General features: G+C 28.3%; 13 protein-coding genes and 1 other RNA gene. 2 read left to right on the forward strand and 12 right to left on the reverse strand.

From position 1 onward, the window contains the following. Nucleotide 1 precedes the first annotated feature (1 nt). Genes BN3265_RS05075 through BN3265_RS05090 form a run of 4 tightly spaced genes read right to left on the reverse strand, consistent with a single transcriptional unit; the run spans nt 2 to nt 5941 of the window. Nucleotides 2-2248 (reverse strand): glycogen/starch/alpha-glucan phosphorylase, encoded by a 2247-nt coding sequence (locus tag BN3265_RS05075; RefSeq protein ID WP_058990474.1) that lies wholly within the window; start codon nt 2246-2248, stop codon nt 2-4. A gap of 1 nt (nt 2249) precedes the next feature. Further along, the gene (gene glgA / locus BN3265_RS05080; protein WP_058990475.1) at nt 2250-3680 is read right to left on the reverse strand and encodes a glycogen synthase GlgA; all 1431 of its coding nucleotides are present in this window, start codon (nt 3678-3680) and stop codon (nt 2250-2252) included. A 10-nt stretch (nt 3681-3690) separates the two neighbouring features. Next, nucleotides 3691-4806, reverse strand: a complete 1116-nt coding sequence (gene glgD, locus BN3265_RS05085; RefSeq protein WP_058990476.1) for a glucose-1-phosphate adenylyltransferase subunit GlgD — start codon at nt 4804-4806, stop codon at nt 3691-3693. Between the two features lies 1 nt (nt 4807). Then, entirely contained in the window at nt 4808-5941 is a 1134-nt protein-coding gene (locus BN3265_RS05090; RefSeq protein ID WP_058990477.1) for a glucose-1-phosphate adenylyltransferase, read from the reverse strand. A 141-nt stretch (nt 5942-6082) separates the two neighbouring features. On the opposite strand from BN3265_RS05090, the gene ssrA reads away from it, so the two are divergent. Continuing rightward, nucleotides 6083-6437, forward strand: a transfer-messenger RNA (tmRNA) gene (gene ssrA, locus BN3265_RS09315). Between the two features lie 182 nt (nt 6438-6619). On the opposite strand, the gene pepD is transcribed toward ssrA, so the two are convergent. The 4 genes from pepD to BN3265_RS05110 all read right to left on the reverse strand — a co-directional run bounded on the left by pepD (nt 6620) and on the right by BN3265_RS05110 (nt 12319). Beyond that, nucleotides 6620-8020: a beta-Ala-His dipeptidase gene (gene pepD / locus BN3265_RS05095; protein WP_058990478.1), complete on the reverse strand. Its 1401-nt coding sequence runs from the start codon at nt 8018-8020 to the stop codon at nt 6620-6622. Continuing rightward, nucleotides 8020-9231 carry a peptidase T gene (pepT, locus tag BN3265_RS05100; protein WP_058990479.1) on the reverse strand — a complete coding sequence of 404 codons (1212 nt, stop codon included), beginning with the start codon at nt 9229-9231 and terminating at the stop codon, nt 8020-8022. The genes pepD and pepT overlap by 1 nt, the downstream gene beginning before the upstream one ends. 10 nt (nt 9232-9241) lie before the next feature. Then, the gene (locus tag BN3265_RS05105; protein ID WP_058990480.1) at nt 9242-10771 is read right to left on the reverse strand and encodes a YfcC family protein; all 1530 of its coding nucleotides are present in this window, start codon (nt 10769-10771) and stop codon (nt 9242-9244) included. A gap of 258 nt (nt 10772-11029) precedes the next feature. After that, nucleotides 11030-12319: a bifunctional folylpolyglutamate synthase/dihydrofolate synthase gene (locus tag BN3265_RS05110; protein WP_058990481.1), complete on the reverse strand. Its 1290-nt coding sequence runs from the start codon at nt 12317-12319 to the stop codon at nt 11030-11032. Between the two features lie 84 nt (nt 12320-12403). Between BN3265_RS05110 and BN3265_RS05115 the strand changes: the two genes are divergently transcribed. Next, on the forward strand, nt 12404-13114 hold the full coding sequence (locus tag BN3265_RS05115; RefSeq protein ID WP_058990482.1) for a heparan-alpha-glucosaminide N-acetyltransferase domain-containing protein: 711 nt from the start codon (nt 12404-12406) through the stop codon (nt 13112-13114). A 57-nt stretch (nt 13115-13171) separates the two neighbouring features. Here BN3265_RS05115 and BN3265_RS05120 read toward each other — a convergent pair whose 3' ends face one another. From BN3265_RS05120 to rplA, 4 genes are all read right to left on the reverse strand, one after another. Further along, nucleotides 13172-13621: a Fur family transcriptional regulator gene (locus tag BN3265_RS05120; RefSeq protein ID WP_058990483.1), complete on the reverse strand. Its 450-nt coding sequence runs from the start codon at nt 13619-13621 to the stop codon at nt 13172-13174. 114 nt (nt 13622-13735) lie between these two features. Beyond that, nucleotides 13736-14119: a 50S ribosomal protein L7/L12 gene (rplL, locus tag BN3265_RS05125; protein ID WP_058990484.1), complete on the reverse strand. Its 384-nt coding sequence runs from the start codon at nt 14117-14119 to the stop codon at nt 13736-13738. Between the two features lie 45 nt (nt 14120-14164). Next, nucleotides 14165-14713 (reverse strand): 50S ribosomal protein L10, encoded by a 549-nt coding sequence (rplJ, locus tag BN3265_RS05130; RefSeq protein WP_058990485.1) that lies wholly within the window; start codon nt 14711-14713, stop codon nt 14165-14167. A gap of 200 nt (nt 14714-14913) precedes the next feature. After that, on the reverse strand, nt 14914-15624 hold the full coding sequence (gene rplA / locus BN3265_RS05135) for a 50S ribosomal protein L1 (RefSeq protein WP_058990486.1): 711 nt from the start codon (nt 15622-15624) through the stop codon (nt 14914-14916). Between the last annotated feature and the right edge of the window lie 7 nt (nt 15625-15631).

Raw genomic sequence — 15631 nt, forward strand, 5'->3', positions numbered from 1 at the left:
CCTATTTAAACTTTTCCAAATTTTTATCAAGATTAAATTCATTTGCCCAAAGTATATTATCAATTTCCTTATCAATCCATTTTTTCTTGTCCAAATAATCCTTAGAAATTTCAAATCTCATATCTAGCAAAGAATCATGGTCTTTAAATATAAAAAATGAATCATTATAAGAAATCAAATAGTCATAAATATTTTTGAAGTTATATGGCAAATTAGAATAATCTTCATTAATCAAATTATCAATCGTCCTTTTGATTATATCATTTTTGTAATAGAATTCACGAGCATCATAAGTATTTTCATTTTTTATTTTTTCAATTTCTTCATAAGCTTGTCCAAAGGTATAAATTTCATTTTCCTTATCAATATTTGAAATTATCCCCCCCTTACTTGAAAGAACATTTGATAAATTAAAAATTGAGTTTAACATATGAAAACTTTGATTATCAAATATTGGTAGACTTAAATTGCTATAAATATCGCATGCAGGATAAATTTTTCTCAACCTCTCTACATTTGCATCTTCTATAAAAATTATCTTTAATTTCTCCTTAATTAACTTATCTTTGTCAATCATATGCTTTAAAGCTAGGATAAATTTTATAATTTCTTTAGCCATAAAATATCCATCATTTGCCTTACCTGAAAAAATATAAGTTGTTGGAGATATTAAGATATTTGAATTGTCTTTTAATTTATAATAGATGCTAGCTATAGATATAGCATTTAACAATTGTCTTTTTGCCTCGTGAAACATTGCAAGTTGCATGTCAAAAATAGAATACGGATTTACCCTATCAAACTCATTTAACTTAAATTCTTTAATTAAATTAAGCTTGTTTTTAAATTTAACCTCTTCCATTTCATCATAAAAGGCTTTATAATTTTTGAAATTTCCTAGTTTTCTTACACTGTCTTTATTAGTAATATTTATACCATAATTTTCTAAACTTTTTTTAAACAATAAATTATTTGAATCAGAATATAAATACCTATCAACACCAAAATTTAAATAAGAAAACTTTACTCCTTCTTCCTTATAATTATCAATGAAAATTTTTGATAGATAGTAGTAGCTATCAACAAAGCAATAATTAATTCTATCGTATTTTAATTGCCCATATTCAATTATTGATAAATTTTGATTTTCTTTTACAAAATCATCTAATTTTAAAATAATATCATAAAGAGAACTATCTATTGATTTTATCATTGAAAGATCATAGGATTCTTTTGAATCAGAAGTTAATAAGAATCCTATATGAACAAATACTTTTTTACTTATTTCAATACATTCATTAATTTCAAGATTATACCCTTGGTTTAAAGCCCTTATAAATTCAATTATTGCAAGGCTAGGATGAATATCAGCAAGAATTATTTTGATTTTGTTTTTAATGTCTTTTATATCATGATTTTTTTTAAAATATCTTCTAAAAATATCTTGAATAGTTGAAACCGAATAAAAATATTCCTGTTTTAACCTAAAAAGCTTTCCCTCGTAAGTAGAATTATCTAAATACAAAAATTGAGTCAATGAATTATTATTTATATAATCATCGTAAGCACTTTTAAAATCGCCGCTCGATAAATTTAAGTAATCTATTTTATTAATTGATTCAGCTTTCCGCAATCTAAGTGTGTTTACAAAATTATTTTCATTATTAAAAATCGGCATATCGTAAGCTACTGCCTTTGTTTTTTTTCCTTCAATATTTAGAATATAAGAAAAAGCTTTTTTGTGCTCCCATTTATTTCCAACAGAAAGCCATTCATTAGGATTTATAAATTGCCTTCCGTCTTTAATAACTTGCTTCATTCCTCCACTTTCATATCTAAGAGCATAAGCCATGGATTTTATTTTATTTTTACTCAACTCATTCATTAAATACCAAGAGCCTATTCCTATATCACTATTTCCAAGACTAGCTTCCTTTTCATAATTTAGCAAATCTTCCATAGAAATATTCAATAATTTTAAACACTCATTAACTTCCTTTTTGTAATCCAAAGATTCTATAGAATTTTCAATAAATTTTCCTGGACTATATTCAAATGATAATAAGTAAACCTCTTTATTTTTAAAAGTTTTTTTTGATTTAGACCAATTTTTTCCTATATCTTGCATCAAGGCTTTCACAAGTCCATCATAAATTTCACCAAGTCTTGCATCTTCTATCTCTTTAGCATAAAAAGAATACAAAAAATTTTGTATTCTTTTTAAGATAAAATTATTATTTTTATTCATTTTATGCCTTTATATCTTCATATAATTTAATATATTTTTTTGAAGATTCTTCCCAGTCATTTTTTTCTTTCATAGCATTTTCAACAAGCTTGTTGAAGGCTTTTTTATTATTTTTATATAAATCTATAGCATTTTTACTAGCAAAAAGTAATTCATGGGCATTTATATTTTCAAAAGAAAATCCTGTCCCTTCACCAGTATATTTATTGTAAGCATTTACCGTATCTTTTAATCCACCTGCTTCTCTGACAATTGGCAAAGATCCGTATCTCATAGCTATCAATTGACTAATTCCACAAGGCTCAGAAATTGATGGCATCATAAATAAATCACTTGCAGCATACAACTTGTGACTTTCTTTTCCATCATAATAAATTCTTGCAGCAACCTTGTCAGGATATTTCCACTCAAAATATTTAAACATCTCCTCGTAAGTATAATCCCCAGTTCCAAGAACAACCAGTTGTATATCTTCTTGTAACAATTCATCTAAAATATACCTTACAAGATCAAATCCTTTCATAGAAGTTAGTCTTGAACAAATTGCAATCATTGGGACATTTTCATTTACTGGTAACCCATATTCTTTTTGAAGTTCCGTTTTGTTTTTTACTTTATCTTTTATAGATTTTAAATCATAATTTTTATAAATATTCTTGTCAGTTTTTGGATTCCAAACTTCGTAATCAATTCCATTTACAATTCCAGAAAGTTTATTTTCATACTCTCTAACTATTCCATCAAGACCTTCTCCATAAAATGGATATTTAATCTCTTGTGCATAATTACCACTAACTGTATTAAAAGCAGTTGAGTGAACAATTCCACCTTTCATAAAATTAATAGCATCAAAATATTTTAGGTCATGTTCATTGAAATAATATCCATCAAGACCAGTTAGGGTAAGATAGCCCGAATCAAAAACCCCTTGGTATTTTAGGTTATGAATTGTAAATAAGGTTCTTATATCATCAAAATAATGATCACCTTTTCTAAAATCATTTACATAAATATTTACTAAAGCAGTATGCCAATCATTAGAATGAATTATATCTGGTTTAAAATCTATTTCTTTACCAAGCAGGGTTGCAGCTTTTGAGAAAAATATAAATCTTTCAGCATCATCATCGTAACCATAAGCGTTTGGTCTATCAAAATATTCTAGATTGTCTATAAAATAAAATGTAACATTATCCCATTTTAAACTATAAACCCCAGCATATTGGTGTTTCCAATCAAGGTCAACGTAAAATTCTTTAATTTTTTCCATCTTATTTTTATAAATCTGATCAATACTTGTATACAAAGGCATTACAACTCTAATATCTATACCTTTTTTTACAAGCTCCTTTGGAAGAGAACCAGCTACATCAGCAAGTCCTCCAGTTTTTATAAAGGGATCGGCTTCACTTGTTAAAAATAATACTTTCATTCAAATCTCCTTAATTAATGTGCTCTCCCTTATCTGTCAAGTAAGGATGTGTTCTATTTCCAAACAATCTTACATCTTCATGTACCTTTGTGTCTTTATCAGTAATAACATGGTTTAAAATAGCTCCCTCACCAATTTCAGAATTTTGGAAGATAATAGAATTTTTAATTACTGCACCTTTTTTAACTGTAACACCCCTAAAAATTATAGAATTTTCAATTTCTCCTTCAATTAAAGCACCATTTGCAACCAAAGAATTTCTAACCTTTGATCCTTTTAAATATTCTGTTGAAGGTTCATCCTTGCTTTTTGTATAAACCATGCCTTGTTCATAGAAAACTTCATCAAAATAATCCCTATCCAAAAGATTAAAACTTGCCTCAAAATAGGTTAAAGTATCCATTATTACGCTCAATCTTTCTTTTGACCTATACAAACCTAAAGTTTTCTTCTTAGGATATTTAAATAAAGCATCCAAAATATTAGTAGCATTATTTTTTTCAATTGAATATCTTAATAAATCTATGAATATATCTTTTTTAATCAAAATTGAGCCAGTAAATAAGTTGATTTCATCTTCAAGACCAAGATTTGTCCCTACACTAATTGGAATTTCCTTTTCATCAGTATTGATAATTCTTCTATTTAAATAATATCCATAATCATCTTTTATTTTTTGAGTAAAAATTAAAGCATCAAGATCTTCATCTTTCATTTGCTCATAGGCATCTGAAATATTAACCTTAGAAATATACATAGGATTAGTAATATAAACATATTCACGTTTATTTTGCATAAAATGTTTCATGGTATTATAATAAGTCTCTATTTCATTAGCAAGTCTTGACCTATTATAAACTGGGGGATTTATCATCAATCCACCACTTCTTCTGTTTAATTCCCAATTCCTACCATCTCCAACATGATCAAGAGTAGATCTTAAAGGCTCTCCACCATATAAAATTACACTTGAAATATTGTGATTAGTAATATTTGATAAGGTAAAATCTATAACCCTGTACCTACAAGCAAAAGGCAACATATAATCAGGTCTATATTTACAAAGAGTATCATAATTTTTCTCATCAAATTCTGAACTATAAATCAAAGCAAGTATATTTTGCATACTAATCCTCCTCTATACCATCTTTACTTACAAGATAAACTGTTGTAGAGTTTTTATCTCCAATATTTTCATTTATTTCCATATTTTCAGTAATTACACAATTATATACCTTTACTCCCTCTTTTATAGTAACACCAGATAAAATCACGCAATTATTTACACAAGCATTTTCTTCAATTTTTACATTAGAAAATAATACAGAATTATTTACCTCTCCATCAATAATACAACCTTCATTTATTAAGGCATCGTTTAAAACGCCATGACTTCCAACTCTATGAGGAGGTAAGTTAAGAGCAGTTGTATATATTTTCCAAGAATCATCTTGTATATTAAGAGGATTTTCAGGATCAATCAAATCGAGATTTGCTTGCCAATAAGATTTAACAGTACCAACATCTTTCCAATATCCATCAAATTTATAGACAAATAAATCCCTACTATTATTTAATAAATAAGGAATAATATCATGACCAAAATCATTTGTAGATTCAGAATTTTTGTGATCTTCAATCAAAGCTTCTCTCAATACTTTCCAATTGAAAATATAAATTCCCATAGAAGCAAGATTTGATTTAGGATTTTCAGGTTTTTCCTCAAATTCTACAATCCTTCCCTCATCATCAGTATTCATTATTCCAAATCTTGATGCCTCATCCCAATCAACTTCCATAACAGCAATAGTTGCATCAGCACCTTTTTCTATATGTTCATCAAGAAGTTTAGTATAATCCATCTTATAAATATGATCACCTGAAAGAATAAGAACATATTCAGGGTCAATACTATCAAGATAATTAATATTTACAAAAATTGCTCCGGCAGTTCCTTCAAACCATTTTCCACCTTCTTCAGTATAATATGGAGTTAAAATTCTTAGACCACCAAAATTTCTATCATAATCCCAAGCTGCACCGATTCCCAAGTGCTTATTTAATAATTGTGGTTTATATTGAGTAAGTACTCCAATATCCCTAATTTCAGAATTTGTTGCATTTGATAAAGCAAAATCAATTATTTTATATTTTCCACCAAATGGAACAACTGGTTTTGCCATTTCCTTAGTTAAGGCTTTCAACCTAGATCCTTGACCACCAGCAAGAAGCATAGCTGCAATTTTATTATTATTTCTCATAAGTCCTCCTATCTGTCCAAGATTTTTAATCTGAATGACTTGATATAATAATACCCAAAAAATTAAAATTTAATTCACTTAAAGGCTTTTCATAAATTTTGACATAAAATTAAAATTTAGTATAATATTATCATTACTTACGGGGATGTTTTGGTTTCGACGTGCTTGTTAAGATTTAAGTTGCAAGTCGTTTATCAATTCGTAAAATTGAAAATTAAATATAAAAGCAAACAATAATAGCGAAAGACAATTCGCATTAGCTGCCTAATTTAGGCAAGCAGCAAATAACGATTAGGTCACAGTAGTTGTTATTTGTTTCATAATTTATGTGGCAACTAATGCACAAAGCTTTGAGTGTATTTAGTATTATGAAGCTAGTCTAGTAAGTTATTTGTAAGTAGATAAGTGCTAGATGAAAATTAAATACTTACTAAACTTGTAGATGCTTTTATTAAAACTTGTGCGGACACGGGTTCAAATCCCGTCATCTCCACCATACATATTATAAGCCTTGATTTTTCAAGGTTTTATTTTTTTCTGATAACATTTTAATACTAAAAAATAAAAATTGATTTTCATAATTTTATTTTTATTATTAAAAAAGACACTCAAAACAATTTTTTGTTTTTAGTGTCCTTTTTAAATATTCTTATATTTTAAAAATAATTTTAATATTTTCTATTTTATTTCTTTTAGTAATTCTTTTAGATAATCATAAACTCTTTGTACTGATTCTATTTCTACTTTTTCTTCTGGTGAATGGGCTCCACTTATATTTGGTCCTATTGAAATTATATCTAAATTTGGATATTTTTCGTAAAATGCACCGCATTCTAGTCCAGCGTGAATTACTATTGTGTCGAATTCTTTTCCTTCAAATTCTTTATAAACTTTTTGAGCTAGTGGTCTTAATTTTGAATCTTCTTTGTATTCCCAACCAGGATAAATTGAATCTATTGTGTAATTTATATTTAAATCTTCTAATGTTTTCTTTATCCTATCTGATAATTCATCTAAAACGTGATTTTCTGATGATCTTAAGGAAATTTCACTTTTTACAAATCCATCTTCTTCTTTTATTAAGGCTAAGTTATCTGAAGATTCTACAGTTACTCCATCTTTCATCATTGTATTTGTTCCACAAGCTACATTTGCTATCATTTTAACTATTTTTTCTGATAATTCTTTTGAATAGCTTTTTCCGCTTGCTTCATTAATGTCAATTTTTAATTCGCCTTTTACATCTTTAAACTTATCTAAAGCTTTTTTCTTGGCTTCTTCTATTTCTTCTAGTTTTGCTCCGTAAACTTTTACGCTTCCTGATGATGGAATAATATTATCAAGGCTTCCACTTGTAAATTCTCCAATGGTTATATCTGAATTTAAATTATCCAAAATATGTGCAAAAACTTTTATAGCATTTCCTCTGTTATCGTTGATATCCATACCAGAGTGACCACCAAGTAGACCTGAAACTTTTATTTCAAATCCATCTTTATCTTCTTCTTTTCCGATTTTCTCAGAAATGAAAAATGTAATTCCTCCAGCCGATCCAACTGTTAGGACTCCTTCTTCTTCTGAGTCAATGTTTATTAAATATTCGCCTTCAAGAACATCGTCAGCTAAATTCAAAGCTCCTGCCATTGAAGTTTCTTCTTCTGTTGTTACCAATAATTCAATTTGTGGTCCTACATAATTTTCATCTTCAAGTAAGCTTAATCCCATTGCTACTGCAATTCCGTTATCTGCTCCAAGTGTGGTTTTATCTGCTGTTAAATATTTTCCATCAAGTATAGGTTTTATTGGATCTTTTAAGAAATCATGGTCTGAATCATCAGTTTTTGATGCAACCATGTCCATATGTCCTTGTAAAATTACCTTTGGTGCATTTTCATAGCCTTTTGATGCTTTTCTTTTTAATATTACGTTTAAATTTTCATCTTGGTAGGTTTCAAGATTTAATTCTTTTCCTGTTTTTACTAAAAAATCTGAAACCTCTTTTTCGTGAAAACTTGGTCTAGGGATGTCCATTAATTTTTTAAAGTAATAAAATACTCTTTGTGGTTGTAATTTTTCCATTATTTCCCCTCCTCTACATTTAATTGTACAATATTTTTCAAAACTTCAAAAGATTTTTCCATTATATCTACTGAGAGAAGTTCGTATCTTCCATGGAAATTATATCCACCTGTAAATAAATTTGGTGTTGGAAGTCCCTTATAAGAAAGACTTGCTCCATCAGTACCACCTCTAATAGGTTTTACAATTGGATCCATGCCTGCTTTTTTGATTGATTTTTTAGCAAGATCAACTATTTCCATACATGGCTTAATTTTTTCTTTCATATTATAATAAGAATCTTCAATTTCTAAATCTATTCTTTGTCCGTATTTTTTATTTAGAAAATCTACTATATCTTGTAGGATTTTTTTCTTTTCATTAAATGAATCTGTGAAAAAATCTCTAATTAAATAAACTATATCAACTTCTGCAGAAGTTCCATTTATTTCATCCAACATGAAAAATCCTTCATATCCTTCTGAATATTCTGGTCTTTCATTTACTGGAAGCATTGAGTTTAATTCTTGTCCAAGTAAAAGTGCATTTATCAAGACATTTTTTGCAGAACCTGGATGAACTGATTTTCCTTCTATATGGATTTTTGCTGTTGCTGCATTGAAATTTTCATATTCTAACTCAGCAACAGGCCCACCATCAATTGTATAGGCAAAGTCAGCTCCAAATTTTTCTACATCAAACAAGTCTGCTCCTCTTCCAATTTCTTCATCTGGTGTAAAACCTATTTTAATATCGCCGAATTTTAGGTCTCTGTTTTCCATAAAGAATTTTGCAACTTCCATTATTATTGCAATTCCAGCTTTATCATCAGCTCCAAGTAAGGTTGTTCCATCTGTTGTAACTAATTTATGACCTATTAATTCCTTCAAAAATGGATATTCATCTTCTCTCAATTTATATTTATCATTTAAAATTATGTCTCCACCTTCATATGATTCAATTATTTGTGGATTTACATTTTTTCCAGTAATTTCAAGAGCAGTGTCCATGTGAGAAATAAAACCTATTGTAGGAATATTTTTTACTGTTCCTTCTATTGAAGCATAAACATATCCATTTTCATCTACATGGGCATTTTCTATTCCAAGATTTTTCAAATCTTCAACTATAACTTTTGCAAGTTCAATTTGTCCTTGGGTTGATGGACAAGATTCGTTTTTATCATCACTTTGGGTATCATATTTTACATATTTTAAAAATTTATCTAACATAACTCTCCCCTTATATTACAGTTTGAATTCCTAACATAACTATAGCTAAAACTAATAATATTCCCATCAATGGTGCAATAAATTTAACCCATTTGTTATATGAAACATCTACCATCTCCAATGTTGCCAAAATTAATCCTGTTGGTGCAATTATTGCCATCCAGCCTTGACCGAAATTGTAGGCTGAAACTACAACATCTCTTCCTAGTGAAACGGTATCTGCAAGTGGAGCTATAATTGGCATTGATAAGGTCGCAAGTCCTGAAGATGATGGGATAAATATTCCAAGGAATGAAAATAGAATCATTTGTACTGATGAGAATAATACTCCATTAATTCCACTAATTATGTTTGATGCATTATATAACATTGTATCAGAAATCATTCCATCGTCTAGTATTATATTTATTCCCCTAGCAACTCCAATAATTAATGCAACCGAAACCAAATCAGCAGCACCATCTAGAAATGATCCAACTGCATCTTGTTCTGATAAGCCAGATAAAACTATTAGCAAAATTCCTACAACCAAAAACAAGGTTGACATCTCTTCAAACCACCAATCAAGATTCATAACTCCATAAATCATAATTGGAAAAGCTAGCATAAATACTACAAGCATGGCTATTCTTCTAAAATTAAATGGAGCTACATTTTCAGGGTCATATCCTTTTAAATATTGGTCTTTAATTCTTGGCATGTCTTCTGCCACTATAGATTTGGATGGATCTTCCTTTACTTTTTTTGAATATCTATAGATATACCAAAGTGTGATGGCTTGGGCTAAAATTAAACTTATAATTCTTATTCCCATGCCTTCTTTAAAAGAAATACCCGCTGCATTTGATGCAACAACAACTGAAAAAGCATTTGTTGTTGAAAACATTGTTCCAATTGATGAACCCATATAAATTGCAGCAATCGTTACAATAGCATCAAAACCAGAAGCTAAAAATATTGGCAATAAAATTGGATAAAAGGCTATAGTTTCTTCTGCCATTCCAAATGTTGTTCCACCGAGAGCAACAATGCTAGATAAAATTGCTACCATCAAAAACTCTTTTCCCTCAGTAAGTTTAGATAAAGCAGCAATTCCTGCATCAAAAGTTCCAGTCTTATTTAAAACACCAATACAACCACCAAGAATTAAAACAAAAACAATAATTCCAATAGAATCTGCTATACCATCAATTGGTGCCCTGGCAACTTTCAAAAATCCTTGAGGGTGTTGGTCTAGTTTATGATAAGAACCTGGTATTGCTACAGGTTTTTTAATATCTTCATTAACGAAACTTTTTAGTGGAACAGTTACTTTTAACTTATCCAAAGTCTCTTGTTTTGCTGGAAACTTATCTTCACTACCATCAATTCCTGTTTTTAGGAATACATTTTCTTCCTTGTTATATTCTAACCTATCATAAGAACCTGCAGGAACTATATAAGTTAAAATTGCAGCTAATACCAATACAATAAACAAAACAGTAAAAGCTGAAGGAAATTTAACTTTCTTCTTCTTTTTTTTATTAAATATATTATTCATATACTACCTCCAGGAATAAGCATACATTTTTTCGGCAAGATTGTCAATAATTTAGTAATTTATTATAATCACGCTAAAAGTTTGACCTACTTTTGCAAGTAATTTTTGTATATAATATTTTATCACATTATATTATCTATTTTCGATTTTTATTAATAGTTTTTAATAAAAATAATACAAATACTTAAAATATTCACATCTTATATTTTAACAAAATAAAAATACCAAATTCAAATTTAAAAATTTGGTATTTATTAATTAATATAGATTTTTATAAAAATTTTCAAACTTCAAAATTTCTCCAACAAGATACAAAGACCCACACCACAACACTAAATCATTAGAACCTGCCTTTGATTTTGTGTATTCATATGCTTTTTTTATATCTTTAAACGCTCTTACATTTAAAAAATTTTCTTTTACAATTTTTTCAAGTTCATCAATTTCAAAAGCCCTAGGATTATCGACACTTGTTATAACAATTTCATCAGCAAGTTTTGATAATTTATCAATAATATACCTATAATTCTTATCTTTTAAAACAGAAAAGCCAACAATAAGTTTGTCATAATGAAAATTTTTCAAAGAATTTATTAGGGCATCAATTGATTCTTTGTTGTGACTTCCATCAATCAAAACTTTTGGATCTTTAGAAATTATTTGCAAACGTCCAGGATTGGTACTTTCATAAATTCCTCTTTTAATTGTTTCTTCATCTAGATTAAATTCATCCTTAAAATAATCCAATAAATTTATAGCATTACATGCATTATATATTTGAACTTTTCCAATCAAAGAAGTTTTTATATTTTTATAAGACCTAAAATCAAATTCATTGAAACTTTCATTTTCATTTTTTATCTTTATTTCATCAAATTTAAAATCATATATTCTTGCATTTTTTTCACAAGCTTCTTTTCTAATAATATCTAAAGCCAGTTTTTTTTGAGGATAAACAAATACAGGTACATTTTCTTTTATTATTCCCGCCTTGTTTTGAGCTATCTCTTCGAGAGTATTTCCCAAAATATTAGTGTGGTCCATAGAAATTGTTGTAATAAGACTTGCTAGAGGTTTTTTTACAATATTTGTAGAATCCAATCTTCCACCAAGTCCAGTTTCAACTACACATACATCCACTTTTTTATCATAAAAATACTTATACATTAAAGCTGTCATAACTTCAAAATAAGTATTTTTTAATTCTATTTTATCAAGCTTTTCACAAATTGGCTTAATCATTTCTATATAATAGAAAAAATCTTGATCACTAATAGACTTTCCATTTATTTTGACCTCTTCATTAATTTCAACCATATAAGGAGAAGTAAAAAGTCCACACCTAACTTTTTGAGCCAAAGTACTTGCTATAAAATTGGCAGTTGAACCCTTTCCATTTGTTCCTGCAATATGAATAACCCTTAATTTATCTTGAGGATTATTGAGTTCATTTAATAAGGCCTTTATTGCTGATAAGTCCCTTCTTTTTCCAGCAGAATTTCCTCTATCGTATATCCAATCCAAATAATAATCTTTATCTTTAATCATCTTTACCTCTTTCTTAACACAAATATTATATAATATTAAAAAATAAAGTAAAATAATAATAAACATATAGATTGAGGATTTAAAATGAAAAGAAACTATATTTTAGATAAGTTTAGAGGGTTTACAATTATATCTATGGTTTTATTCCACCTTTTTTATGATATAAGCTTATACAAAGACCTTCTTTGGTACAATAATTTTTACATAAACAAAATATGGCAACTATCAATTGCCATATCATTTTTTATAATATCTGGAATAAGCTCAAATTTTCTAGATTGGAAAAAAAATTTAAAAAGAGGAATAATAATTTCTCTATTAGGAATTTTAATTAGCCTAATAACATATTTTTTTATACCAGATCAACTGATAATATTTGGAGTTTTAAACGGTCTTGGACTATCAATGGTATTAATATCCTTTGTTCAAAAATATTTGAAAATATCTAATAAATTATTGCCTATTTTTGTCCTATTATTCATCCTAACTTACAATTTAGCTAACCAAAAAATATTATATCTAGCGATAAATTCAATTTTATATGAAAAAAATTTATTTATTCTAGGATTTCCATCAAAAACATTTCACTCCACAGATTATTTTCCTATAATTCCTTGGTTTTTTGCCTATATTAGTGGATATATTTTCGGAAAAATTTTAATTGAAAATAATTTTTACAATAAATATGGAAGAAATTCAACTTTAGCAAAAATAGGACAAAATTCTCTTAAAATATATATTCTTCACCAAGTAATAATATATGGACTTGTCTATTTTATTTTTGAAATTATATAAAAATTCAAATAAAAAAGCAGTTGCAAAATTAAAATTATAATTTGCAACTGCTTTTACTTATTTCTCACAATTTGGACAAACTCCCCTAATTGTTAGATCCACACTATTTATTTTATAGTTTTCTAATCCTTCTAATTTTAGATTGTCGATATCAATGTTCAAGTCAATAATATTTCCACAATTTTCACAAATAAAGTGAGAATGGTGTTTTTGATAAAAATCATATCTTTTTCTACTTTGATTAAAATCTAATTCACTAGCTATATTATTTGCAACAAATAAGTTTAAAGTATTATAAACAGTAGCTTGAGAAAGAATAGGATCTTTTGATTTCAAAGATTTGTAAATATCATCAGCTGTTGGGTGATTTCTATTATTTACTAAATAATCTAAAATCATAAGTCTTTGGTGACTAACTCTAATACCATGTTTTTTTAAAATATGTTTTTCAATTTCATATTTTTCGTTTTGATCGACATTTTCAAGAGAATCTATAATTTCTTTCATATTATCCTCTTTCCAAAATTAGAATCCTTCAATATTAATATACATTATATAATAATGTCTGTCAATTTTTAGACACAAAAAAAGGCTCAAACTGAGCCCTTTTAAATATAGAAACTATGCTAATTCTACTTCTGCACCAGCTTCTTCTAATTTTGATTTTAATTCTTCAGCTTCGTCTTTAGCTACGCCTTCTTTAACTGCTTTTGGAGCACCGTCAACTAAAGCTTTTGCATCTTTAAGTCCAAGTCCTGTAACTTCTTTAACTAATTTGATTACGTTGATTTTTGAAGCTCCTGCTGATTTTAATACAACATCAAATTCTGATTTTTCTGCTGCACCAGCATCTGCTGCTCCTGCTGCACCTGCTACTGGAGCTGCTGCAACTGTTGCTTGAGCTGTTACATCAAATTCTTCTTCTAATGCTTTTACTAATTCTGATAGTTCTAATACTGTAAGTTCTTTAATTTCTTCTAATAAATTTGTTACTTTTTCTGACATTTTAAATCCTCCGATATTTTAATTAATTATTTTAATATTAAGCAATTAAGCTGCTTCGTTTTCTTTTTTCTCTCTAACTGCATCAAGTGCATAAACAAGTTTAGCATTGATTTGTGATAAATCACCAGCAAGTTTTCTAATTGGTGCTTGAAGTGTATTAACAAGCATAGAAGCAAGTTCTTGTTGTCCTGGTAATTTAGCTATTGCTAGCATTTCATCTGGAGTTTGGTAATTTCCATCTACTACACCAGATTTGATTATAAGTTTTTCTTGGTTTGCTTCATCTTGATCAATATATTTTCTAGCTACTTTTGGTCCATCAACCATTTCTTCGTTTGAAAAAATAAGTGCGTTAGAACCTTTTAGCTCTTCTGTAAATTGATCAAATCCAAGTTGTTGGAATGCAAATCTCATCATAGTATTTTTGTATACTTTGTATTCTGTATTTGCATCTCTAAAATTGTTACGTAAATCAGTAATTTCTTTTACGTCCATTTTATCAAACTGAACAAGAGTTACTGATTTAGCATTTTCAATTTTTTTAACTATTTCATTAACAATTACTTGTTTTTGTTGTATAGCTTTTTCAGACATATTTCACCTCCTATGGCTTTTGGTAGGTATATAAAAATCCCCACAATTAGGCATACTTATATGCCTACATCGGTGGGGATGTAGTTTCTTATTCCCACCTATACGGAATAATTAAACTAAAAAGTCTCCGTAGTCTTTGGTAGCCTATTTATTTGACTATGATAGTATATCACTATAAAAATATCTTGTCAAATATTTTTTTATTTTTCAACCATATCCATTGCTCTAGCTGGAGATAATTTTACTCCAGGACCCATTGTAGATGCAATAGTAATTGATCTTAAATATTTTCCTTTTGCTGAAGCTGGTTTAGCTTTAACAATTGCTGTCATTAAAGCTTTTAAATTGTCTGACAATTTTTCTTTTCCGAATGATACTTTTCCAGTTGGTACGTGAACAAGGTTATTTTTGTCTGTCCTGTATTCTACTTTACCTGCTTTTACTTCTTTAATTGCATTAGCAATATCATTTGTTACAGTACCTGATTTTGGGTTTGGCATTAATCCTTGAGGTCCTAAAACTCTACCAAGTCTTCCTACTTGTCCCATCATATCAGGGCTTGTAATAATTACATCAAAATCCAACCAGTTTTCTTTTTGAATTTTGTCTGTATATTCTTCACTACCTGCGTAGTCTGCACCTGCGTTTAAAGCTTCTTCAACTTTATCGTCTTTAACAATTGCAAGTACTTTAACATCTCTACCAGTTCCGTGTGGAAGTACTACTGTACCTCTTACTTGTTGGTCAGCATGTCTAGAATCTACACCTAATCTTACGTGTAATTCTACTGTTTCATCAAAGTTTGCTTTTGCAGTTTTTTCAACTATATCTAATGCTTCTGATAAATCATATTCTTTTTGAGTATCAAAAGCCTTTTTTGATTCTATATATTTTTTACCTTTTTTAGCCATGTTGCCT

The sequence above is a fragment of the Anaerococcus rubeinfantis genome, from assembly GCF_001487145.1.
Taxonomy (GTDB): Bacteria; Bacillota; Clostridia; order Tissierellales; family Peptoniphilaceae; genus Anaerococcus; species Anaerococcus rubeinfantis.